Origin of the sequence: Pseudomonas sp. ML2-2023-3 (genome assembly GCF_037055275.1) — a bacterium.
Taxonomy (GTDB): Bacteria; Pseudomonadota; Gammaproteobacteria; order Pseudomonadales; family Pseudomonadaceae; genus Aquipseudomonas.
This window is the reverse complement of sequence record NZ_CP146343.1, coordinates 2,521,555-2,544,277: the sequence shown is the minus strand read 5'-3', so window position 1 is coordinate 2,544,277 and position 22,723 is coordinate 2,521,555. Positions and strand designations below refer to the sequence as shown.

Annotated in this window: 16 protein-coding genes and 1 other RNA gene; 6 read left to right on the top strand and 11 right to left on the bottom strand. The window is 57.4% G+C overall.

Going from position 1 to position 22,723, the window contains the following annotated elements; all coding sequences use genetic code 11:
* Positions 1-165 precede the first annotated feature (165 nt).
* The 8 genes from V6P94_RS11785 to V6P94_RS11750 all read right to left on the bottom strand — a co-directional run bounded on the left by V6P94_RS11785 (position 166) and on the right by V6P94_RS11750 (position 11,341).
* Positions 166-309, bottom strand: coding sequence for a hypothetical protein (locus V6P94_RS11785; RefSeq protein WP_338649359.1), 144 nt, complete (start codon positions 307-309; stop codon positions 166-168).
* Positions 310-791: 482 nt separating this feature from the next.
* Positions 792-2,336 carry an IS66 family transposase gene (gene tnpC, locus V6P94_RS11780; RefSeq protein ID WP_338649358.1) on the bottom strand — a complete coding sequence of 515 codons (1,545 nt, stop codon included), beginning with the start codon at positions 2,334-2,336 and terminating at the stop codon, positions 792-794.
* A 16-nt stretch (positions 2,337-2,352) separates the two neighbouring features.
* A complete protein-coding gene (gene tnpB, locus V6P94_RS11775; protein ID WP_252117532.1) occupies positions 2,353-2,712 on the bottom strand; it encodes an IS66 family insertion sequence element accessory protein TnpB in 360 nt (119 codons plus the stop codon).
* A gap of 589 nt (positions 2,713-3,301) precedes the next feature.
* An RNA gene (ffs, locus tag V6P94_RS11770) (signal recognition particle sRNA small type) lies at positions 3,302-3,398 on the bottom strand.
* Between the two features lie 197 nt (positions 3,399-3,595).
* Entirely contained in the window at positions 3,596-5,956 is a 2,361-nt protein-coding gene (gene ligA / locus V6P94_RS11765) for an NAD-dependent DNA ligase LigA (RefSeq protein ID WP_338649357.1), read from the bottom strand.
* Between the two features lie 97 nt (positions 5,957-6,053).
* Positions 6,054-6,932, bottom strand: a complete 879-nt coding sequence (zipA, locus tag V6P94_RS11760; protein ID WP_133077133.1) for a cell division protein ZipA — start codon at positions 6,930-6,932, stop codon at positions 6,054-6,056.
* Positions 6,933-7,190: 258 nt separating this feature from the next.
* Positions 7,191-10,679, bottom strand: a complete 3,489-nt coding sequence (gene smc, locus V6P94_RS11755; RefSeq protein ID WP_133077132.1) for a chromosome segregation protein SMC — start codon at positions 10,677-10,679, stop codon at positions 7,191-7,193.
* A 2-nt stretch (positions 10,680-10,681) separates the two neighbouring features.
* The gene (locus V6P94_RS11750; protein WP_133077131.1) at positions 10,682-11,341 is read right to left on the bottom strand and encodes a GntR family transcriptional regulator; all 660 of its coding nucleotides are present in this window, start codon (positions 11,339-11,341) and stop codon (positions 10,682-10,684) included.
* 224 nt (positions 11,342-11,565) lie between these two features.
* Here V6P94_RS11750 and xdhA point away from each other — a divergent pair, with 224 nt between their 5' ends.
* Genes xdhA through guaD form a run of 4 tightly spaced genes read left to right on the top strand, consistent with a single transcriptional unit; the run spans position 11,566 to position 17,548 of the window.
* On the top strand, positions 11,566-13,023 hold the full coding sequence (xdhA, locus tag V6P94_RS11745; RefSeq protein WP_133077130.1) for a xanthine dehydrogenase small subunit: 1,458 nt from the start codon (positions 11,566-11,568) through the stop codon (positions 13,021-13,023).
* Complete coding sequence (gene xdhB / locus V6P94_RS11740; RefSeq protein ID WP_133077129.1) at positions 13,016-15,391, top strand: xanthine dehydrogenase molybdopterin binding subunit; 2,376 nt, start codon at positions 13,016-13,018, stop codon at positions 15,389-15,391. The genes xdhA and xdhB overlap by 8 nt, the downstream gene beginning before the upstream one ends.
* Complete coding sequence (gene xdhC / locus V6P94_RS11735; RefSeq protein WP_133077128.1) at positions 15,384-16,241, top strand: xanthine dehydrogenase accessory protein XdhC; 858 nt, start codon at positions 15,384-15,386, stop codon at positions 16,239-16,241. Before xdhB ends, xdhC begins: the two co-directional genes overlap by 8 nt.
* An 8-nt stretch (positions 16,242-16,249) precedes the next feature.
* Positions 16,250-17,548, top strand: coding sequence for a guanine deaminase (guaD, locus tag V6P94_RS11730; RefSeq protein WP_219261528.1), 1,299 nt, complete (start codon positions 16,250-16,252; stop codon positions 17,546-17,548).
* A 118-nt stretch (positions 17,549-17,666) separates the two neighbouring features.
* Here the strand turns inward: guaD and V6P94_RS11725 are convergent, their stop codons facing one another.
* Positions 17,667-18,434, bottom strand: coding sequence for an FCD domain-containing protein (locus V6P94_RS11725; protein WP_133077126.1), 768 nt, complete (start codon positions 18,432-18,434; stop codon positions 17,667-17,669).
* Between the two features lie 226 nt (positions 18,435-18,660).
* On the opposite strand from V6P94_RS11725, the gene V6P94_RS11720 reads away from it, so the two are divergent.
* Positions 18,661-19,851 carry a benzoate/H(+) symporter BenE family transporter gene (locus V6P94_RS11720; protein WP_133077125.1) on the top strand — a complete coding sequence of 397 codons (1,191 nt, stop codon included), beginning with the start codon at positions 18,661-18,663 and terminating at the stop codon, positions 19,849-19,851.
* Between the two features lie 4 nt (positions 19,852-19,855).
* On the opposite strand, the gene V6P94_RS11715 is transcribed toward V6P94_RS11720, so the two are convergent.
* Positions 19,856-20,617 carry an SDR family oxidoreductase gene (locus tag V6P94_RS11715; RefSeq protein WP_133077124.1) on the bottom strand — a complete coding sequence of 254 codons (762 nt, stop codon included), beginning with the start codon at positions 20,615-20,617 and terminating at the stop codon, positions 19,856-19,858.
* A 195-nt stretch (positions 20,618-20,812) separates the two neighbouring features.
* Between V6P94_RS11715 and V6P94_RS11710 the strand changes: the two genes are divergently transcribed.
* On the top strand, positions 20,813-21,817 hold the full coding sequence (locus tag V6P94_RS11710; RefSeq protein WP_338649356.1) for an NADP-dependent oxidoreductase: 1,005 nt from the start codon (positions 20,813-20,815) through the stop codon (positions 21,815-21,817).
* Positions 21,818-21,865: 48 nt separating this feature from the next.
* Here V6P94_RS11710 and pyrF read toward each other — a convergent pair whose 3' ends face one another.
* A complete protein-coding gene (gene pyrF / locus V6P94_RS11705; RefSeq protein WP_326399106.1) occupies positions 21,866-22,564 on the bottom strand; it encodes an orotidine-5'-phosphate decarboxylase in 699 nt (232 codons plus the stop codon).
* Positions 22,565-22,723 lie beyond the last annotated feature (159 nt).

Here is a 22,723-nt window from a genome sequence, read left to right as displayed (position 1 = left end):
TGTGGCATTTGCGGGGATGCTACTCGACGAAACTGCCGGGCGCCCGCTGCATTGGGGCACGCACATTTCAGCGAGGAGCGCGACCATATGAAATGAAAGCAACTAGCGAACCTGGCGCCAGTGGCCCTGTAGATGAAAGGTGAGAAAAAATACTCTTCGCTGCCTTCACTGTGGCTCTTTAGGCTGTTTTCTAATGCTTTCTACCAGCGCTGCCTGCAGCGCCTGGTGCTGCTCAACCAGTTGCCGGTTGTGTTGTTCCAGCCGGATCAGCGATTGCTCCATCGCTTGCAAGCGACGTAAGCGCTCCATGAACCCCACATTCAAAGTCACCACCTGTCCCAGGCGCGGCGCCTCATATTTCTCTACCTGTGGCACATAAATAGCTCGCTTACCATTTTGCTGGCATAAGAATGCCAATGTTTGGCTATTTTAGTGGCACGAAAATGTCAAAGTTTGGTTATTTCAGTGGCACAAAAATGCCAAGGCCAGGTATTTCAGCTGGTACAAAAGATCGGCCCCATTTCTGTGGCATTTAAATGCCATTCAAATGCCGCATAAATGCCACGAAAATCCAGAAGTACGCCCTATCTGTGCTCATGTGAGCCATTTTTGACCTGTACCGGGGGTAGGACTATTTTTGTACCGGGGGTAGGATTTTCTGTTTTTACAGGGCTTTGGAGGCCCAAAAAACGTCCCGAATCTATTACGTGCATGGTGGATTTGGCGGTACAGCAAAGGATATCGAAAGGTCTTGATAGCATACGATCCAACCACCCACGATAGGGTCAGGCTTAACGTCGTATCTCTGGCGAACAGTTCCACGGCAGCAGTGCTTCATAGTCCGCCACCGACTGCGCATGTGGTAACTGCTCCAGTACGTGGCGTAGCCACGTATAGGGCTCCTGGCCGTTGACCTTGGCGGTCTCCACCAGACTGTATATCTGAGCACTGGCGGTAGCGCCTTTGGGCGTGTCGCTGAACAGCCACGCCTTACGACCGATAACGAACGGTTTTATCGCCCTTTCGGCCGCATTGTTGTCGATAGGTAAAAAACCGGTTTCCACGTAGCGCTCCAGCCGGCTCCAGTTGCTGGCCAGGTAGTTCACTGCCTTGCCCAGAACACTTTGAGGGGTGACCTGAGGCTGCGTTTTTTCCAGCCAGCCTTTCAACTGGGCCAGGATCGGCAGGCTCTTTTTCTGACGGACAATAAAACGCTGCTCATCACTGGCGTCCTTGAGTTCACGCTCGATGCCGTACAACTTGTTAATCATCGTCAGTGCAATATCGGCGCGACCTGTCTTGCCTTTGGGCTGCACTTTTTGCGCGTCGACGAACTTGCGCCGCGCATGGGCCATGCACGCCAGCCGCTCCACACCCGGCTGCAACGCCAACGCGTTATATCCCGCGTAATCGTCGGTCATCACGTAACCACGATAACTTTCCAGCAGACGCAACGGCACGTCCTGCGCACGGCTGGAGGTGTAGTCGAACAGCACGACTTTTCGGTCTGGCGGCCCGCTGGCCTGCACCCACATCCAGGATTGGCTGGTAGGGTCTCGATCCGGTTCTTTCAGTACCTGAACACGGGTTTCATCGCAGTGGATGACCGGGCTTTCCAGCAACCGGTCGCGCATCAAATTCAGCAACGGTTGTAAGTGCTCGCTGCACTGGATAACCCAGCGAGCGAGAGTCTGACGCGGGATATCGATACCATGCCGGCTCAGAACCGTTTCGAAACGATGCAGGGGTAAGCCATCGACGTACTTCGTGGTCAGCAGCATGGCCAGAACGCTTGGACTGGCCATGCTCTTTTCGATCAGTTGAGCCGGCTTGTCGGCGGTGACCGGTGACGTTTCGCAGCCACGGCAACCGTAAACCTTGCGGATATGTTTGATGACCCGGATCTGCATCGGCACGATATCCAGCTGTTCGCTGATTTCTTCGCTGATCACGTGCTTGCGGCAACCGCAGGCACAGGTCAGTTCGTGCTCGGGCAGTTCGTGGATGACTTCGATGCGCGGTAGATCAGCTGACAGTGGCTTGCGTTTGCCACGACGTGGGGTCGGAGCAACCACTTCTTCGTCAGCGTCGCCGATTGAAGGCATCGGCTCGCTTTCGGGCTCGTTGAATAACGCGAGTTGTGGGGTGTTGGGTTCAACGGTCTGCTCGGATTTACGCCCGAATAAACGGTCGCGCAGCAACTTGATCTGTTCTTTTAGATCGACGATATGAGTCTGGTATGCCTCAGCCGTTACCTGCTGACGGCTGAGTGCCTCAAGCAACATTTGCTTGAGCAGAATAGGGTCATCAGGGAGGTCTTCGGGCATCAAATTCATGCCCGGATTATACCTGTTAAGCGACGAATCTTGGCGTTAAAACCTTGTGAGGACGGTTGCGCCAGAGATCAAATCCATCCAATAGCCAGTTCAGTTCCTGAACGGTCAGCACGATAGCCTCGTCCACCTCATCAGGTGAGATTTTAAAACGCTCGGACTCCAGACGCTTGAGCCAAAGGCAGAAGCCGTTGCGCTCCCAGTACAACACTTTGACGCGGTTACGGTGGCGATTCAGGAAAACAAAGAGCACGGGGTCAAACACCGCGACCTTGATATCCAGTTCGACCAGCGCAGCCAGGCCATCGATGGACTTTCTAAAGTCTACCGGCTTTGGATAGAGGTACACTTTTTCAACGCTGGCATTGGGACGCATCATGGTGATTGGCTCCTGTTGGAAATAGGGAGCACAGCATCGGCCGTCAGCTATCCGCTTGGAATGTGGGGTTCATGGAGCGGATACCGTGCAAGGCTGTACGTGCGCCTCTATGACGTACACCCCACTCGCTCAATTCAGTGATGGCAAAACGTCTCATACGTGCTCACAGCAGCTCACTAAGAGCTGATTCTTCCGCGCTATTGGCTTTTCGGTCAGGTTGGTCGCTTGCCAGACCTACTGGTCAAGTTTTGAGCAAAAAAAAAGAGCCGATCCGTAGATCAGGGCTTTTTATCGGTCTATCTTGAAAAATATTTGCTACATATTTTTTAAACCGATCATCGTAAATGATTGATTTATGATGTTTTTAAATGATGGGGGAGAGATAGCGATGCCAACCCTAGGATCCACAAAGGCATAACGGACACTCACCAATGACACGCAATCTAAACAGTTGTGATGGCGAGAGAAAAATGAGCAAGGTAAGATTGCCAGCACTGTGCACCACTTAGGTGTACCTAAACGCTGTCACACTTCGAGATTTTTGACGCGAAAATCCTTGTAAAATCAAGGACTTAGAGAATGGAGGCAACCCCACCAGCCACACCCCGGCACACAATGTTCCCGCTGTGGCTGCTTCCTTCCGGATCTGACCAGGTTCACGGGTAATCGTTGCGGGGGGACCGATAGGGTCACCATAACAACATCCGCCTAGCAGCGAACGGCGCCATTGTACCTGTCTGAGAAAAACTTACAACCGCTGCTGCAATAATAAAAAAATGAATGGGTTCAAGTACTTGGATTCGGGTTGAAACACAGCCTCTCCCCCGGGGCCGATCGTTTTGCGGGAGCGGGCTTGCTCGCTCCCACAACACCCCATACCCAACTACTGGATCGAAATCCCCTTCCCGGCCAGAAACGCCACAAAGGCTTCTTCATCCAGCACCTTGAGCCCAAGTTCATTGGCCTTGACCAGCTTGGAGCCCGCTCCCGGACCCGCAACCACGCAATGGGTCTTGCCGGAAACCGAACCCGAGACCTTGGCCCCAAGGCTTTCCAGCTTGTCCTTGGCAATGTCCCGGCTCATCAATTCCAGCGAGCCGGTCAGCACCCAGGTCTGACCCGCCAGCGGCAAGCCTTCCACGGCCTTTTTCTCGCTTTGCCAGTGCATGCCGAAATCCCGCAGCTGCGCTTCGACTTCGAGGGCCAGACGGGCATTTTCAGGGTGATCGAAAAACTCACGCACGGCCTTGGCTTGCTTTTCAGGTAATGCCTGACGCATATCGAGCCAGTCCGCATTGATCACGCCTTCGAGCGAGCCAAATTTCTCGGCCAGCTTTTGCGCCCCGCCCGGCCCAACCGAAGGAATGTGCAGCTTGTCGATCAGACCACCCAGCGTCGCACTGGCCGCGAACTCGGCACCCAGGTCGCCCTGATCCTGCAATTCCAGACCACGCTCCAGCAATTGAGCAATCACCTGCTGGTTATGCGCATCGCTGAAGAAGCTGTGGATTTCGTGCGCCACTTCCAGCCCGACATCAGGCAAATAGGTGAGCACTTGCGGCAGGGCACGCTGTACCCGCTCCAGAGAGGCCAGGGAGCGCGCCAGCACCTTGGCAGTTTCTTCACCCACATCAGGAATACCCAGCGCGTAGATAAAGCGAGCCAATGTCGGACGCTTGCTGTCGGCGATGGCCTGCAGCAGGTTCTTGCTCGACAACTCGGCAAAGCCTTCAAGATCGACTATCTGCTCGAAAGCCAGGGTGTAAAGATCGGCAGGCGAACTCACCAGCCCCTCATCCACCAACTGCTCGACGCTTTTTTCGCCCAGGCCTTCTATGTCCATCGCACGGCGCGAGACAAAATGAATGATCGCCTGCTTGAGCTGAGCACCGCAGGCCAGACGTCCCACACAACGATAAACCGCGCCTTCGGTGATGGTTTCACGGCCTTTGCTGCGCTTGATCAGCTGCGTGCGCTCGACATGGGAGCCACACACCGGGCAGCTTTCAGGAATATGCACCGCACGGGCATCTTCAGGACGACGCTCCAGCACAACTTGCACCACTTGGGGAATCACATCCCCTGCACGGCGAATAATCACCGTGTCGCCAATCATCAGCCCCAGACGGGCCACTTCATCCATGTTGTGCAGGCTTGCATTGGATACGGTCACACCGGCCACCTTGACCGGCTTGAGGCGCGCCACGGGCGTTACCGCACCGGTGCGCCCGACCTGAAACTCCACATCCAGCAACTCGGTCAGTTCCTCCATAGCCGGGAACTTGTGGGCGATGGCCCAACGCGGCTCGCGCGCCCTGAAGCCCAACTCACGTTGTGACGCCAGGTTGTTGACCTTGAACACCACCCCGTCGATCTCGTAAGGCAGCGCAGCTCGACGCTCGCCAATATCACGGTAGTAATCCAGGCACTCGGCAATCCCGCGGGCCAGTTTCAACTCATGACTGATGGGCATGCCCCATTGCTGCAACTGCTTGAGATTGCCGATATGGGTGTCAGAGAACTCCTCGGATACCTGCCCCAGGCCGTAGCAGCAAAATTCCAGCGGCCGGCTGGCGGTGATCTTGGAATCCAGCTGACGCAAGCTGCCCGCCGCCGCATTGCGCGGATTGGCGAAGGTCTTGCCGCCAGCGGCGAGCTGAGTCTCATTGAGACGCTCAAAGCCGGCCTTGGACATAAACACTTCGCCGCGCACTTCCAACACTGCGGGCCAGCCGCTGCCATGCAGCTTTAAAGGAATATTGCGCACGGTGCGCACATTGACACTGATATCTTCACCCGTGGTGCCATCACCTCGGGTAGCGCCGCGCACCAGATTGCCATCCTGGTACAGCAAGCTCACCGCCAGCCCGTCGAGCTTCGGCTCGCAGCTGTATTCAACTTCGGCGCCACCGCCAAACAGATCCCCGGCGGGCAAATCCAGACCTTCACTGACACGACGATCAAACTCGCGCATGTCGGTTTCATCGAAGGCGTTACCCAAACTCAGCATGGGCACTTCGTGACGCACCTGAGTAAAGGCGGACAGCGCCGCACTCCCCACGCGCTGGGTCGGCGAGTCGGCGGTAACCAGCTCTGGATGTTCGGCCTCCAGGGCTTTCAACTCACGAAACAGGCGATCGTACTCGGCGTCCGGAATGCTCGGTTCATCCAGTACGTGGTAACGGTAGTTATGCTGATCCAGTTCAGCGCGCAGCTCTAAAATGCGGGTATTGGCGGCGGTCATGGGGTGTTCTCTCACAAAGCAAAAGAGCAGCCGAGGCTGCTCCTTGTAGTATTCATTCTGCATGTGCGCGGGAGCAGGCAAGCCCGCCCCTGCATGTTCAGCGTTTTTGAGTCAGGGCGCGACGCTCGAATTCAACGATGCGTTGGCGGTAGTGCTCTATGGTTTGAGCCGTCAACACACTGCGCTGATCGTCTTTGAGCTCGCCATTGAGCTCCTGGGACAGCTTGCGTGCTGCCGCAACCATCACGTCGAAAGCCTGCTTGGGATGACGCGGACCCGGCAAGCCAAGGAAGAAACTCACCGCAGGCGTGCTGAACAGATCAATATCATCCAGATCGAATACGCCCGGCTTTACCGCGTTGGCCATGGAGAACAGGACTTCGCCATTGCCGGCCATGCTTTCGTGACGGTGGAAGATATCCATTTCACCAAACCGCAAACCGCTTTCAAGAATATTCTGCAACAGTGCAGGACCCTTGAACCCGGCAGGGTCACGGCTGATCACGCTGATCACCAGGACTTCTTCAGCCGCCTGCTGCGGTTGCTGCTCTTTGACTTCAACAGCCGACACGCCTGGAGCCGAACGACCACGGGGCTTGGTTTCTTGCGCAAAGTCATCATCGCGGGCGCTGATGCTCGGACCGTCATCCAGGTCAAGATTGAGGTTCAGGTCACCCTGACTCGGCTCGCCGCCACGCTTGCCACGCTTGGTGCCTTTATCTCGCGCCGGCATGCTTACGGATGGCAGGTCGTGCTCGTCAAGCAGCGGCTCTTTATGATTGGGGGTATCCAGAACCCGTGAAGGACCCAGGAGCTCGGGGCTGCTTTCGTCGTCAGGGGCGTTTGAAAAGCTGCGGTCAAGACGAAATTTGAGCTTTCCCTTGCCGCCACGCATACGGCGCCAGCCATCAAAAAGAATACCGGCGATAACCACTATGCCGATGACTATCAGCCACTCGCGCAGACCGATTTCCATGTAATCCCGTGCCCCTAAAAAATGATTCTATGAAGAAGAGCCTAAAGCCCTTTAAAACGTGGCGCCAACTCTATGTTCTGACTGGCGTTTTACCCACGTACAAAATAATTAGACGTTAAATTAACACGACCAAAGATAACTTTACACCGTCTGTCGTACTGAGCTAGGCCCATATAGCCCCCGACTTGTAAGTCATATCGGTCAAATAGTTGATATTTCTCTTACAAGAAGAAAAAAATCGTCCTACATGCTTATAGCTCAAGCGTCGACCATTGCCATCGCCTCCTCGACATCTACCGCTACAAGACGTGAGCAACCAGGCTCATGCATCGTCACACCCATCAGCTGATCCGCCATCTCCATGGCGATTTTGTTGTGGGTGATGTAGATGAATTGCACTGTCTGCGACATCTCTTTCACCAACCGTGCATAGCGGCCTACGTTGGCGTCATCAAGCGGTGCATCGACCTCGTCGAGCATGCAAAACGGCGCCGGATTGAGCTTGAAAATGGCAAACACCAATGCCAATGCCGTCAGGGCCTTCTCGCCACCGGACAGCAAATGAATGGTGCTGTTCTTCTTGCCCGGCGGGCGCGCCATGATGGTCACCCCTGTATCGAGTAAATCTTCGCCCGTCAGTTCCAAATAAGCGCTGCCACCACCGAAAACTTTTGGGAAAAGCGCCTGCAATCCACCATTTATCTGATCAAAGGTGTCTTTAAAGCGGCTCCGGGTCTCTTTGTCGATTTTGCGGATTACGTTTTCCAGCGTATCGAGCGCCTCGACCAGATCGGCATCCTGGGCATCCAGATAGCGCTTGCGCTCCGATTGCTGCTGGTACTCATCGATGGCCGCCAGGTTGATCGCGCCCAAGCGCTGGATTCGCGCCGCAATGCGCTCCAACTCTTCTTCGGCCTGCTGCTCATTGACCTCGCTGTTCAGGGTGGCAAGCACCCCATGCAAATCATAGCCGTCTGCCAGTAACTGATCCTGCAACGCCGTACGCCGCACACTCAGGGCTTGCCACTCCATGCGCTGCTGCTCCAGCTGGCCACGAATCAGCTGCGATTGTTGCTCAGCCTGATTTCGGCGCTTTTCAGCATCCCGTAATTCGCGATCTGCATCTTCAAGTGCGGTCTGGGCAATCTTGAGTTCTTCATCCACGCTCAAGCGCTTGTCGAGCAACTCTTCGAGTTTCAGACGCAACTCTTCAAGCGGCGCTTCGCCCTCCTCCAGATTGAGACTGAGCTGCTCGCGCTTTTCAGCCAGGCGCTCGGCCTGCAGCTCCAGTCGCTCAAGGGCCTGGCGAGTCGAATCGTGCTGCGCTTTCAGCGAGCCCAGACGAACCGCCAACTGATGCGCGTGATCCTTGTGCTGCCGGGCATCCTGCCGCACCCGATCAAGACGCTCGCGCAGGCTGTCGCGCTGGGCCAGCAGCAGCTCGCGCTGCTCAGTGTCGGTGGCCATCGCATCCAGTGCATCCTGCAAGAGCAGGCGCGCCTCGCCCACCTGCTCATGCTCAAGTGCGCGCTGCTCACCCAGCTCGGCCAGCTCTTCATCCAGACGACGACGGCGCAGGGTCAATTGTTCGACCTTGGCTTTGCTGGCGGACAGCCTGGCCTTGATCTCGCCCTGCTGACGCGCCTCGTCCTGCATGCGACGACGAACCTGCTCGCGCGCGTCTTCCTGGGTGAGTTGCTGCTCTCTCAGACGCTGGAGCTGTTCTTCCAGAGTCGCAAGCGTCGCTTCGCGCTCTTCGCGCTCAAGCCCCAGACGCTGGATTTCCTGCCCACGCGCCAAGACGCCACTTTCGGCCTCACTGGCACGGCGCACCCGCAAAAAGTTGCGTCCAACCCAATAGCCGTCACGGCTGATCAGGCTTTGGCCGTCAACCAATTGCGCACGCAATGCCAAGGCCTGCTCAAGGGTCTCGACCGGTTTTACCTGACCCAACCAGGGCGCCAGATCAAAGTCGGCCTCGACCTTTTCCAGCAAACTGCCCGCCAAATGAGAGGCCTGGGCCCCGCCACTGAACAAGCGCAAATCACCCTGGGCAAAACCGGCCAGATCCAGCCGTGCGAAGTCGTCGACCAACACGGCCTGCAAATCGGCACCCAGCACGGTTTCGACCGCCAGCTCCCACCCTGCTTCAACCCGCAAGCCCTCGGCCAGGCGCGGCTGTTCAGCCAGTTGTTGCTGACGCAGCCATTCACCTGCGCCAGTGCCCGGATCGAGCGCTGCCTGTTGCAGGGCTTCAAGGGAAGCCAGGCGACCGTTGAGTCGCTGCAACTCGCCCTGAGCCTGCTGTTGATTCTGTGTCGCCTGGTGCAAGTCGTGGCGCACTTGCTCCAGACGCTCGACCAGTTGTTCTTCGCTGGCGTGTAATGTTTCCTGGGACAACTCGCTGATGGCCAGTTGCTCACTTAACTCAAGGATCGCCGCATCTTCAGGGTCTGCCGCCAGCAAGGCGCGCTCTTCAGCCAACCGACGCTGACGCTCGGCCACACGCTCCATGCTGGTTTCCAGCTGCTGGATGCGAGCCTGCAAGACTTCGGACTGGCGCTGGGGCTCGGCTGAGCGCTGATTGAAGCTGTCCCACTGCTCCTGCCAACCGTGCATGGTGTGCTCGGACACCTCCAGCGCAGCAGCGGCCTCTTCGGCGGCAGCGCTGGTCAGCTCTTGCTCGGGCTCCAGCATGTGCAGCTCTTCACCCAGGGTCGCAAGCATCGTGCGGTCGTGACCCAAATGGGATTCGGTTTCCAGGCGCGAGCGCTCGGCTTCGCGCAGGTCATCCTGCAATTGGCACAAACGCTGCTGACCATGCTGAATGCTCTGCTCGACACGGGCAATGTCCCCCCCTACCGAATAGAAGCGCCCTTGCACCAGATTGAAGCGCTCTGACAGATCGTGGTGCCCGTCACGCAGGCGTTCGATGCTGGCATCCGCATTGCGCTGCTCGGCCACCAGGGCTTCAAAGCTGACTTCCTGATTGCCGATGATCGCTTCGCGCTGCCCCACCTGCTCGTTCAGCGCCTGCCAACGCAAGGCCGACAGCTGTGCCTTGAGCTGACGCTCCTCGGCTTTGTACTCCTGATACTTTTCAGCCGCCTGGGCCTGACGATGCAGGCGCTCAAGCTGACGACCCAACTCGTCTCGCAGGTCGGTCAGACGGGCGAGGTTTTCGTGGGTGCGGCGAATACGGTTTTCGGTCTCGCGGCGACGCTCCTTGTACTTGGAGATGCCGGCCGCTTCCTCGATGAAGTTGCGCAGATCTTCAGGCTTGGACTCGATCAGCTTGGAGATCATGCCCTGCTCGATAATCGAGTAGCTGCGCGGCCCCAGGCCCGTTCCGAGGAAGATGTCGGTGATGTCACGACGACGGCACTTGGTGCCGTTGAGGTAATACGTAGTCTGGCTGTCACGGGTAACTTTGCGCCGAATGGAAATTTCGGCGTAGGCCGCATACTCACCCAGCAGCGTTCCGTCGGAGTTGTCAAAAACCAGCTCGATGCTGGCCTGACTCACCGGTTTGCGAGTGGTGGAACCGTTGAAGATGACATCCGTCATCGACTCGCCACGCAGGTTCTTGGCCGAACTTTCGCCCATGACCCAGCGTACGGCATCGATGATGTTCGACTTTCCGCAGCCGTTGGGACCTACAACCGCAGCCATGTTGCTGGGAAAGGTCACCGTTGTCGGATCAACGAAAGACTTGAAGCCCGCCAGCTTGATACATGTCAGGCGCACGCTCAGGCATCCGTCAAGGCAGACAGCACCAGGGCACAACTGCGCTGGGCATAGTTGCTCAGCACCACGCGAATTTGCACAAGGTCGCGAGCCAGTACGGCTTCGAGTAACTGCGCAAACAACGCCAGATACTCACTCATCTCAGCCTTGCGTTGATCCAGCGCCAGGTAATAGGCGCGGCTCATGGCCGGGTGCAGGTTCTCGACGGTTTCCTGCAAGTAGGGATTGTCGGCAAACGGGTACGCCGCACGCATCACATTGAAGCTGTCTTCAACGAAGCTGCTGATGTCCTGACGCTCGTAGCTGGCAATCAGGCGTTGCTGGATTTGCAGAAACGGCCCCAGATCGGCCTGCACGGCCCAGCGCTGGGCAACGGCATTGCCGAGCAGGATGTACATCTCGCTCATCAGGGTGCACAGGCTCTGCACATTGTGTGCGGTGAGCTCGGTCACATGGGCGCCACGTCTCGGAAGGATGGCGATGAGATGTCGGCGCTCAAGGATCAACAACGCTTCGCGCACAGAGCCGCGACTGACATTGAGCGCCAGCGTCACTTTCTGTTCTTGAATGCGTTCCCCAGGCTTTAGCTCGCCGCGAATGATGCGTTCGGCGAGGTGGTGAGCGATTTGCTCGGCGAGGCTGTCCGGCGCCTTGAACGTCATGTTTTACCTTCAAAATCTTTGATCAGTGCAGGCGGCGCAGTGTAACGCACTTGGTGCGTGCTCGCGCAGAGCATCAGGGGCCGAATATGGCACGAAATAAGCAAATAAATCCCGTGGATTCAAATCACAGGGAAGACCGATCTCTATTTCTTGACCCGTAGGTCAGCTTTAGCTAAATTCAGTACATCCCGCGTTACAACAATAATGATTATGCGAGGCCTTCCGTGATCCAGTTCCTACTTAACCAGACGCTGCGCACCGAGCACACGCTGGACCCGAATTTAACCGTGCTCAATTATTTGCGTGAACACCTGCACAAATCCGGCACCAAGGAAGGTTGCGCGAGCGGCGACTGTGGCGCCTGTACAGTGGTGGTAGGCGAACTGCACACGAATGACCAGGGCCTTGAGCGTGTGCGCTATCGCAGTCTCAATTCGTGCCTGACCTTTGTGTCGGCGTTGCACGGCAAGCAACTGATCAGCATCGAAGACTTGAAGCACAAAGGCCAACTGCACAGCGTGCAGCGGGCAATGGTCGACTGCCACGGTTCACAGTGCGGTTTCTGCACGCCGGGTTTTGTGATGTCCTTGTTCGCCCTGCAAAAAAACAGCACGGGCCAGTCTGATAGCCATCAGGCCCACGAAGCACTGGCGGGCAATCTGTGCCGCTGCACCGGTTACCGGCCGATCCTGGCCGCCGCCGAACAAGCCTGCGGCGCACAACAGCATGACCAGTTTGATGCGTATCAAGACGAAACCATCACCCTTCTCAAGTCCATTTCCCCTACACAGACCGGGGAACTGAACAGCGGTGACAAACGCTGCCTGCTGCCCTTGACCATCAGTGATCTGGCCGAGCTGTATGAGTCCCAACCCCAGGCACGCCTGCTGGCCGGAGGCACCGATCTGGCCCTGGAAGTCACGCAGTTCCATCGCCCGCTGCCGGTCATGATTTACGTCGGCAACGTGGCCGAAATGAAGCTCATCGAGCGCTTCGATGATCGCCTTGAAATAGGCGCGGCCGTTTCGCTGACAGACGCTTACGGCACGCTCAAGGCCGAGTACCCGGACTTCGGCGAACTGCTGCAGCGCTTCGCCTCGCTGCAAATCCGCAACCAGGGAACCCTGGGAGGCAATATCGGCAATGCCTCGCCGATTGGTGACTCACCGCCGCTGCTGATCGCTCTGGGCGCGCAGCTGGTACTGCGCAAGGGCCAAAGCCGACGCACCCTGGCGATCGAGGACTACTTCATCGACTACCGGGTAACCGCGCGCCAGGAAGGGGAATTTATCGAAAAAATCATTATTCCCCGCGCTGACGCCAGCCATTCATTTCGTGCCTACAAGATCTCCAAGCGTCTGGACGATGACATCAGCGCCGTATGTGCGGCATTCAACCTGCGTATCGACAACGGCGTGGTGAGCGGGGCTCGCGTGGCTTTCGGAGGCATGGCCGCCACCTCCAAACGCGCCAGCGCCTGCGAAGCTGCACTGCTCGGCGCAGACTGGAACTCGATCACCATTGAACGCGCCTGCACGGCATTGGCAACAGATTTCACCCCGTTGTCAGACTTTCGCGCCAGCAAGGAATACCGCCTGCTGAGTGCCCAGAACCTGCTGCGCAAGTACTTCATCGAACTGCAGGCTCCACAGCTTGAGACGCGGGTAACAGCTTATGTCTAACCATCACAAGATCGAGCCAACCCAGGCCGAATTGACGGCCCTGTTCCAACAGGACCTGAAAACGGGTGTAGGTCGCAGCGTCAAGCATGACAGCGCCGAAAAGCACGTCTCGGGTGAGGCGCAGTACATCGATGACCGGCTCGAATTCCCCAACCAGCTGCATCTCTACGCACGCCTGTCAGACCGGGCTCACGCCAAAATCATCCGCGTCGACACTGCGCCCTGCTACGCCTTTGAAGGTGTGCGTCTGGTCATTACCCACGAGGACATTCCCGGCCTCAAGGACATCGGCCCGCTGCTGCCTGGCGACCCGTTGCTGGCCATTGACAAGGTGGAATATGTAGGCCAGGCAGTCCTGGCGGTGGCCGCCCATGACCTGGACACCGCACGCAAAGCGGCAATGGCCGCCATTATCGAATACGAAGACCTGGAGCCAGTGCTTGATGTGGTTCAGGCGCTACGCAACAAGCACTTTGTGCTCGACACCCACACCCATGAACGCGGCGACTCAAGCGGCGCGCTGGCGGGGGCCGACAATCGCCTGCAGGGCAGTTTGCATATCGGTGGACAGGAACACTTCTATCTCGAAACACAGATCTCATCGGTAATGCCCACCGAAGACGGCGGGATGATCGTGTACTGCTCAACGCAAAACCCCACCGAAGTGCAAAAGCTGGTGGCTGAAGTACTGGATGTTTCGATGAACAAAATCGTCGTCGACATGCGGCGTATGGGCGGCGGCTTTGGCGGCAAGGAGACGCAGGCTGCAGGCCCTGCGTGCATGTGTGCAGTGGTGGCGCGCCTGACCGGGCAGCCGACCAAAATGCGCCTGCCACGGGTCGAAGACATGCTGATGACCGGCAAGCGCCACCCGTTCTATATCGAGTACGACGTCGGCTTTGACGCCCGTGGTCGGCTGCAGGGCATCAAGCTGGATCTGGCGGGCAACTGCGGCTGCTCACCGGACCTGTCCAACTCCATCGTCGACCGCGCCATGTTCCACGCCGATAACGCTTACTACCTGGGCGATGCCACGATCAATGGCTATCGCTGCAAGACCAATACCGCGTCAAACACCGCCTACCGCGGGTTTGGCGGCCCGCAAGGCATGGTCGCGATCGAAGAAGTCATGGACCACATTGCCCGCCATTTGGGCCTGGATCCCCTGGCCGTGCGCAAGGCCAACTACTACGGCAAAACCGAGCGCAATGTGACTCACTACTACCAGACCGTGGAGCACAACCTGCTGGAAGAAATGACCGCCGACCTGGAAGCCAGCAGCCACTACGCCGAACGCCGGGAGTTAATCAAGGCGTTCAACGCCAATAGCCCCATCCTTAAGAAAGGTTTGGCACTGACTCCGGTCAAGTTCGGAATATCCTTTACCGCCAGCTTTCTCAATCAGGCAGGAGCACTGGTTCACATCTACACCGATGGCAGCATCCATCTCAACCACGGCGGCACCGAGATGGGCCAGGGGTTGAACACCAAGGTCGCGCAAGTGGTGGCCGAAGTGTTTCAGGTGGATATCAGCCGGGTGCAGATCACTGCCACCAACACGGATAAGGTCCCGAATACCTCGCCTACAGCGGCTTCAAGCGGGGCTGACCTCAATGGCAAGGCCGCACAAAATGCAGCCGAGACCATCAAGCTAAGGCTGGTGGAGTTTGCCGCCGGCAAGTATCAGGTCGAGCAACAGGAGGTGATTTTCCACAATGGCCAGGTGCGCGTTGGCGAACAGGTCATCAGCTTTGAAACCTTGATTCAGCAGGCCTATTTCGGCCAGGTGTCGCTGTCGAGTACAGGCTTCTACAAAACGCCAAAGATCTTCTATGACCGCACTCAGGCACGGGGACGGCCGTTTTACTACTTTGCCTTTGGTGCCGCCTGCGCCGAAGTGATCGTTGACACCCTCACCGGCGAATACAAAATGTTGCGCACGGACATCCTGCACGACGTTGGCGCTTCGCTGAACCCGGCCATCGACATCGGCCAGGTGGAAGGCGGCTATATTCAGGGCGCCGGGTGGCTGACCATGGAGGAACTGGTGTGGAACGCCAAAGGCAAATTGATGACCAATGGCCCGGCCAGCTACAAGATACCTGCCGTGGCGGATATGCCACTGGACCTGCGCGTCACGCTGGTAGAAAACCGAAAAAATCCGGAAGACACCGTATTCCACTCCAAAGCAGTCGGCGAGCCGCCGTTCATGCTCGGTATCGCGGCCTGGTGTGCGATCAAGGACGCCGTGGCGAGCTTGGCCGACTATCGAGTACAACCTGCCATTGACGCCCCGGCTACCCCGGAACGGGTCCTGTGGGGCTGTGAGCAAATGCGCAAGGTTTTGTCGGGAGATCAGCATGAATAACTGGATCAGCGCCCTGGCCGAGTTGCAGCAGCAGGGAGAGCCCTGCGTGCTGGTCACCATCATTGAGGAGCAAGGCTCGACACCCCGCAATGCCGGTTCAAAGATGGTGATCTGCGCGCACCAGACATTCGACACCATTGGCGGCGGTCATCTGGAATACAAGGCGATGGAGATTGCCCGCCAGATGCTTGGCAGCGGCAAGCAAGACCCCCATCTGCAACGCTTCAGCCTGGGCGCCAGCCTGGGCCAGTGTTGCGGAGGAGTGACCGTGTTGCTGTTCGAACCCATGGGCCAGGTACAGGCACACATCGCCGTATTTGGCGCAGGTCATGTGGCCCGGGCACTGGTGCCCCTGCTCGCCAGCCTGCCCTGCCGGGTGCGCTGGATTGACTCTCGGGAGCAGGAGTTCCCGGCGCTCATCCCCCAAGGCGTAGAAAAAATCGTCACCGACGAGCCCGTCGACGAGATTCAAGCACTGCCAGCGGGTTGCTACTGCATCGTCATGACGCATAATCACGCCCTGGATCTGGAACTCAGCGCCGCCCTGCTCAAACGCAACGACTTTACCTACTTCGGCTTGATTGGCTCTAAAACCAAACGCGTGAAGTTCGAACACCGTCTGCGTGACCGGGGTATCAGCGCATCACATTTGCAGCGCATGCGCTGCCCGATGGGATTGAGCGAAGTCAAAGGCAAACTGCCTGTCGAAATAGCAATTTCCATCGCAGGCGAAATCATCGCCACCTACAACACCCACTTCGGCCAGCACACCGCCTGTGCCGACAGCGCGTCATCCGAATCCATTAAACAATTGCTGCCGTCTTCACGACGCAGCCATGCCACACACTGAGAATTATCATGACCTGTAAAGCCTACCGCGCCGCCATTTTGCACAGCATTGCCGACCCCGCCGACGTCGGGATCGAGGCCTCCTATGAATACTTCGAAGACGGTCTGCTGGTGGTGGAAAACGGGCAGATCAAAGCGGTCGGGCCTGCCAGCGAACTGCTCACGGCTCTGGCTGGCGACATTGAAGTCACCGAGTACAAGGATGCCCTGATCACACCGGGCTTTATCGATACGCACATCCACTTTCCGCAGACCGGGATGATTGGTGCCTACGGCGAGCAATTGCTCGACTGGCTCAACACCTACACCTTCCCGTGCGAAAACCAGTTCGCCGACAAGGCACATGCTGACGAAGTTGCCGATATTTTCCTCAAGGAACTGCTGCGCAATGGCACCACCACGGCGCTGGTGTTTGGCAGTGTGCATCCGCAATCGGTCGACGCCTTGTTTGAAGCGGCACAGCGACTGGACCTGCGCCTGATCGCCGGCAAAGTGATGATGGACCGCAACGCCCCCGAATACCTGACCGACACCGCCGAAACCAGCTACATCGAAAGCAAGGCGCTGATCGAACGCTGGCATGGGAAAGGCCGCCTGCATTACGCCGTCACCCCGCGTTTTGCACCGACCAGCACCCCGGAGCAATTAACCCTGGCCGGCCAGTTGCTGGGGGAATACCCGGATGTGTATCTGCATACCCATATCAGCGAGAACCTTCAGGAAATCGAGTGGGTCAAGTCGCTCTTCCCTGAGCGCAAAGGCTATCTGGATGTGTATGACCACTACCAACTGCTGGGGGAGCGTTCGGTGTTTGCCCACGGCGTGCATCTATGTGATGAGGAATGTGCTCGCCTGGCCGAAACAGGCTCTGCGGTGGCTTTCTGCCCGACTTCCAATCTGTTTCTGGGCAGCGGCCTGTTCAACCTGCCGATGGCCGAGAAACACAAACTCAATGTGGGCCTGGGAACGGATGTTGGCGCGGGTACCAGCTTCTCGTTGCTCAACACATTGAACGAAGCCTACAAGGTCATGCAGTTGCAAGGCGCTCGTCTGGATCCGTTCAAATCGTTGTATCTGGCCACTCTGGGCGGCGCGCGGGCACTGCGCCTGGAAGACCGGATCGGCAACCTGCAACCGGGTAGCGATGCCGACTTCGTGGTACTGGACTACAACTCAACGCCGCTGATGAGCTATCGCCTGAAGCAATCAAAAAACATCGCTGAAACGTTGTTTGTATTGATGACCCTGGGCGACGACCGCACGGTGCAACAGACCTATGCAGCGGGCAATCTGGTGCATCAGCGCTGAATGAATGGCTACCTTGGCCTGCACACGGTTGCAGGTCATAGAGAGTCAAACCCCTGTAGCAGCTGCTACGGGATTTGACTCGCCTTGCAGACAAGTAGCCACACGATTGCAACGAATCTTAGAGCTTGGCAGCAGGCCGGGGGCCTTTGCTCTTGGTTTGCAGCAAGTGCGAAAACACCGCGTGCAGGTCATCCGAGGCGCTTTCTTCGTCAAGGTTGAGCTTGCTGTCGATGTGATCCATGTGGTGCATCATCAGGTGCACGGCCTGGGAAGCATCACGGGCTTCAATGGCATCGATCAACTGCATGTGTTCGTCGTAGGAGCAATGTGAGCGGTTGCCATTCTCGTACTGGGCAATGATCAACGAGGTTTGCGATACGAGGCTGCGCTGAAAGCTGATCAGCGGCGCATTTTTAGCCGCTTCTGCCAACTTCAAGTGGAACTCGCCTGACAGCCGGATACCCGCGCCACGATCGCCTCGCGAAAAGCTGTCGCGCTCGTCCTGCACCATTTTGCGCAGTTGCGACAAGTCTTCGGCAGTAGCGTGGACCACCGCCAATTCGGTAATGGCCTTTTCAACCAGTCGACGCGCCAGAAACACCTGCCGCGCTTCTTCTACGCTGGGGCTCGCTACCACCGCACCACGATTGGGACGCAGCAGCACAACCCCTTCATGGGCCAGGCGCGACAATGCACGACGAATAATGGTGCGGCTCACCCCGAAGATTTCGCCCAATGCCTCTTCACTCAACTTTGTGCCAGGCGCCAGACGCTGTTCGAGGATCGCCTCAAAAATATGCGCATAGACGATATCGTCCTGGGTTCCACTGCGGCCGGCCTTGCCAGCGCGGGATTGTTTCTTGAGAGGCTGCAACTGTTCGTTCATGGTTACTCGTGTGGGGAAGCGGCGGCGGATGAAGTTACGCTAATACGTAAACGGGCGTCGCTGACTGGTAATTAATGCAAAAAGCAAGACTCATTGTACACAAGCCAGAGTGCCAGTACGACTGTACGGTCATATACGACCCCGTCTGTATCGCAATGAAATGTGACATTTGCGTTTAGGCTTGCGCCTTGCTCTAACTCTTATCAAGAACAAGGAATGCCGCTCCATGACGGACGCCACTCAGCCACGCTTGCACCCTCTGGCAGACACCTCTCCCTCGGCTGTAGTCGCAGGGTTTATCGCCATGATGACTGGCTACACCAGTTCCCTGGTCCTCATGTTTCAAGCAGGTCAGGCAGCGGGACTCACCAGCGGGCAGATCTCGTCATGGATTTGGGCGCTGTCGATCGGCATGGCCATTTGCAGCATAGGCTTGTCTTTGCGCTACCGCACACCGATTACCATCGCCTGGTCAACGCCGGGGGCTGCGCTGCTGATCACCAGCCTGGGCGGTGTCAGCTACCACGAAGCCATCGGCGCCTACATCACTTGTGCGGTGCTGGTGATCATCTGCGGCATGACCGGCAGCTTTGAACGCCTGGTCAAACGTATCCCCTCGTCTCTGGCTGCGGCCTTGCTGGCAGGAATCCTGTTCAAGATCGGCAGCGAAATTTTCGTCGCTGCCCAGCACCGTACCGGCCTGGTCATTGGCATGTTTTTCACTTACCTGATCGTCAAACGCCTGTCGCCCCGCTATGCGGTACTGGCGGCCCTGGTGATTGGCACTCTGATTTCGGGTTTGCTCGGGCTACTGGACTTCAGCGGTTTCGCCCTCGAAGTGGCTGTGCCGGTATGGACCACACCTTCATTCTCGCTGGCCGCAACCATCAGCATCGGTATTCCCCTGTTTGTCGTCGCCATGACGTCGCAAAACATGCCGGGCATCGCCGTGCTGCGGGCCGACGGTTACAGCGTGCCCGCTTCGCCGCTGATCACCACCACCGGCGTGGCTTCACTGCTGCTTGCCCCTTTTGGCTCCCACGGGATCAACCTGGCTGCGATCAGTGCCGCTATCTGCACCGGCCCCCATGCCCACGAAGACCCTAAAAAGCGCTACACCGCGGCCATGTGGTGCGGAATTTTCTATGGCATTGCCGGCGTTTTTGGCGCCACCCTTGCCGCGCTGTTTGCAGCCTTGCCCAAAGAGTTGGTGTTGTCCATTGCTGCACTGGCCCTGTTCGGCTCGATCATCAATGGCTTGACCATTGCCATGAGTGAATCCAGAGAGCGCGAGGCGGCCCTGGTGACCTTCATGGTCACAGCATCGGGCATGAGCCTGTTCTCGATCGGCTCGGCCTTTTGGGGAATCGTCGCGGGTGTACTGACCCTGATAATCCTGAACGTTAAATCACGCTGACTGATCAGATCGCCAGTGCCCCACCATCGACAGCCAACGCATGGCCGGTGGTAAACGCCGCGCCGTCCGAGCACAGGTACAAGACGGCGCTGGCGACCTCCTCAACCTTGCCGATGCGCCCCACAGGGTGAATCGCGGCAGCAAACTCGGCCTTGCGCGGATCGGCTTCATAGGCTCGCCGGAACATATCGGTATCAATCACTGCCGGGCACACCGCGTTCACCCGAATATGCTTTTTCGCATATTCGATGGCTGCTGATTTCGTCAGCCCGATCACCGCATGTTTGGACGCCGAGTAGATGCTCATCTTCGGCGCAGCCCCCAACCCCGCTACCGATGCCGTGTTGACGATTGCCCCACCGCCCTGAGCCAGCATCAATGGCAGCTGATATTTCATGCATAACCAGACACCTTTGACGTTCACTCCCATGATCGCGTCGAATTCGTCCAGCGTGCCATCCGCCAGGCGACCATGCTCGATCTCGATCCCCGCATTGTTGAAGGCATAATCCAGCCGACCGTAGGCGCTGATGACCAGCTCCATCAACTGCCTGACTTGCGCCTCCACGGTGACATCACACCTTACGAAAACAGCACTGCCACCCGCAGCCTCTATCTGCTCGACCGTGTATTCGCCCCCTGCCACATCCAGATCGGCCACCACCACTTTCAAGCCTTCGCCCGCAAATGCCAGAGCCGCGGCTCGGCCGATACCTGCTCCAGCGCCTGTAACCACTGCCACTTGCCCGGCAAACGTCATGCCCATTGTTGTTGTCCTCTGAGGGGTACGCCTGCACCGTGAACGGTTCTGGTGCAGTCATCGACTTATTTATCCGAGTGATACAGGCCTGCATATAACCATCACCACAACTGATAAAAACCTATTCGTGGTCCGGGATTCACTTGCCCTGAGGCTCAAGAAGGTCTATCAACAGACATCATTTTCCAAGGGGTTATTGCAATGACTGACCAGACAAATCGCCAATTCCTGCTCGCCAAACGTCCAGTCGGTGCAGCGACCCGCGATACATTCACTTTTCAGGAAGTTACGGTCGTACAACCTAAAGAAGGACAGATCCTTGTCAGGAACGAGTATCTGTCCCTCGACCCGGCGATGCGCGGCTGGATGAACGAAGGCAAGTCCTATATCCCGCCAGTGGCTCTGGGTGAAGTCATGCGCGCACTGGGTGTAGGCAAAGTCATCGCCTCCGCCCACCCCGGCTTTGCCGTCGGTGATTACGTCAATGGCGCCTTGGGGGTTCAGGATTACTTCGTGGGTGAGCCGCGCGGGTTCTACAAAGTAGACCCCGGACTTGCGCCACTGCCTGTGTACTTGTCCGCCTTGGGCATGACCGGCATGACCGCCTACTTCGCCCTGCTCGAAGTAGGTACCCCCAAGGCGGGCGACACAGTGGTGATTTCTGGCGCAGCAGGCGCAGTGGGCAGCATTGCCGGTCAAATCGCCAAGCTTAAAGGCTGCCGCGTAGTGGGCATTGCTGGCGGGAAAGAAAAGTGCGCGTTGCTGACCCAGGAATTGGGCTTTGACGGCGCGATCGACTACAAAAATGAGGATGTTGTCGCGGGGCTTAAACGAGAATGCCCTAAGGGCGTTGATGTATTTTTCGACAACGTCGGCGGCGATATTCTCGACGCAGTGCTTAGCCGCCTGAACTTCAAGGCTCGTGTCATCATTTGCGGTGCAATTAGCCAGTACAACAACAAGGAGGCCGTGAAAGGCCCTTCCAACTACTTGTCACTGCTGGTCAATCGTGCACGCATGGAAGGCTTTGTAGTGATGGACTATGCCGATCGCTACGTAGTTGCCGGACAGGAAATGGCGGGGTGGCTGGCCAAAGGCCAACTAACAAGCAAAGAACATATTGTCGAAGGGCTGGAAAGCTTTCCGGAAAGCCTGATGAAACTGTTTAGCGGGGAGAACTTCGGCAAGCTGGTTTTGAAGCTCTGAAGCGACATGTTGCTGCGGGAGTTGGCTTGCCAACTCCCGCACACTGCTTTAAGCCAGTTCCGCGACCACTGCAGCCAGCGCTTTGGCTGGATCTGCCGCCTGGCTGATTGGACGGCCGATCACCAGGTAATCAGAGCCGGCATCCAGTGCCTGGCGCGGGGTCAGAATACGGCGCTGATCATCCTGAGCACTGCCGGCAGGACGGATCCCCGGGGTCACCAGTTGCAGAGTCGGGTGCGCGGCCTTCAGCGCTTGCGCCTCAAGGGCAGAACATACCAGGCCATCCATACCGGCCTTCTCGGCAAGGGCTGCAAGTCGCAATACCTGCTCTTGAGGTTCAATATCCAGGCCTATACCGGCGAGGTCTTCGCGCTCCATGCTGGTCAGTACAGTTACGCCAATCAGCAACGGCTGTGGACCGGTACGTTTGTCGAGCACTTCACGACAAGCAGCCATCATGCGCAAACCGCCAGAACAGTGCACGTTAACCATCCATACGCCCATTTCAGCAGCAGCTTTGACCGCCATTGCCGTGGTGTTGGGAATGTCGTGAAACTTGAGGTCCAGGAATACCTCGAAACCCTTGTCACGCAGAGTGCCGACAATTTCCGAAGCGCAGCTGGTGAACAGCTCTTTGCCTACCTTGACGCGGCACAACTTGGGGTCCAACTGATCAGCCAGCTTCAGTGCGGCGTCACGCGTTGGGAAATCCAGGGCGACGATAATAGGAGTCTGGCAGTCGGACATTAGCGGGTTCTCAGGCTGGTCGAAATCGGCGCGCATTGTAGCGGAACCAGCCGCCAACCGGCACCCGATGATCGTAAATTCATGATTTTAGTCATTACCGGGGTAATAACGCGCGCTACCGTATAAGCGGCCTACAATGGAACTAGTAGACTCCTACAG

What these genes read in the sequence shown, in the direction of transcription:
- V6P94_RS11750 (WP_133077131.1), bottom strand. Translation starts at nt 11,341, where the DNA reads ATGACGTTCAAGGCGCCGGACAGCCTCGCCGAGCAAATCGCTCACCAC.
- V6P94_RS11725 (WP_133077126.1), bottom strand. Translation starts at nt 18,434, where the DNA reads ATGAACGAACAGTTGCAGCCTCTCAAGAAACAATCCCGCGCTGGCAAG.
- tnpC (WP_338649358.1), bottom strand. Translation starts at nt 2,336, where the DNA reads ATGAATTTGATGCCCGAAGACCTCCCTGATGACCCTATTCTGCTCAAG.
- ligA (WP_338649357.1), bottom strand. Translation starts at nt 5,956, where the DNA reads ATGACCGCCGCCAATACCCGCATTTTAGAGCTGCGCGCTGAACTGGAT.
- V6P94_RS11710 (WP_338649356.1), top strand. Translation starts at nt 20,813, where the DNA reads ATGACTGACCAGACAAATCGCCAATTCCTGCTCGCCAAACGTCCAGTC.
- tnpB (WP_252117532.1), bottom strand. Translation starts at nt 2,712, where the DNA reads ATGATGCGTCCCAATGCCAGCGTTGAAAAAGTGTACCTCTATCCAAAG.
- V6P94_RS11715 (WP_133077124.1), bottom strand. Translation starts at nt 20,617, where the DNA reads ATGGGCATGACGTTTGCCGGGCAAGTGGCAGTGGTTACAGGCGCTGGA.
- V6P94_RS11785 (WP_338649359.1), bottom strand. Translation starts at nt 309, where the DNA reads ATGGAGCGCTTACGTCGCTTGCAAGCGATGGAGCAATCGCTGATCCGG.
- xdhB (WP_133077129.1), top strand. Translation starts at nt 13,016, where the DNA reads ATGTCTAACCATCACAAGATCGAGCCAACCCAGGCCGAATTGACGGCC.
- V6P94_RS11720 (WP_133077125.1), top strand. Translation starts at nt 18,661, where the DNA reads ATGACGGACGCCACTCAGCCACGCTTGCACCCTCTGGCAGACACCTCT.
- guaD (WP_219261528.1), top strand. Translation starts at nt 16,250, where the DNA reads ATGACCTGTAAAGCCTACCGCGCCGCCATTTTGCACAGCATTGCCGAC.
- pyrF (WP_326399106.1), bottom strand. Translation starts at nt 22,564, where the DNA reads ATGTCCGACTGCCAGACTCCTATTATCGTCGCCCTGGATTTCCCAACG.
- zipA (WP_133077133.1), bottom strand. Translation starts at nt 6,932, where the DNA reads ATGGAAATCGGTCTGCGCGAGTGGCTGATAGTCATCGGCATAGTGGTT.
- xdhC (WP_133077128.1), top strand. Translation starts at nt 15,384, where the DNA reads ATGAATAACTGGATCAGCGCCCTGGCCGAGTTGCAGCAGCAGGGAGAG.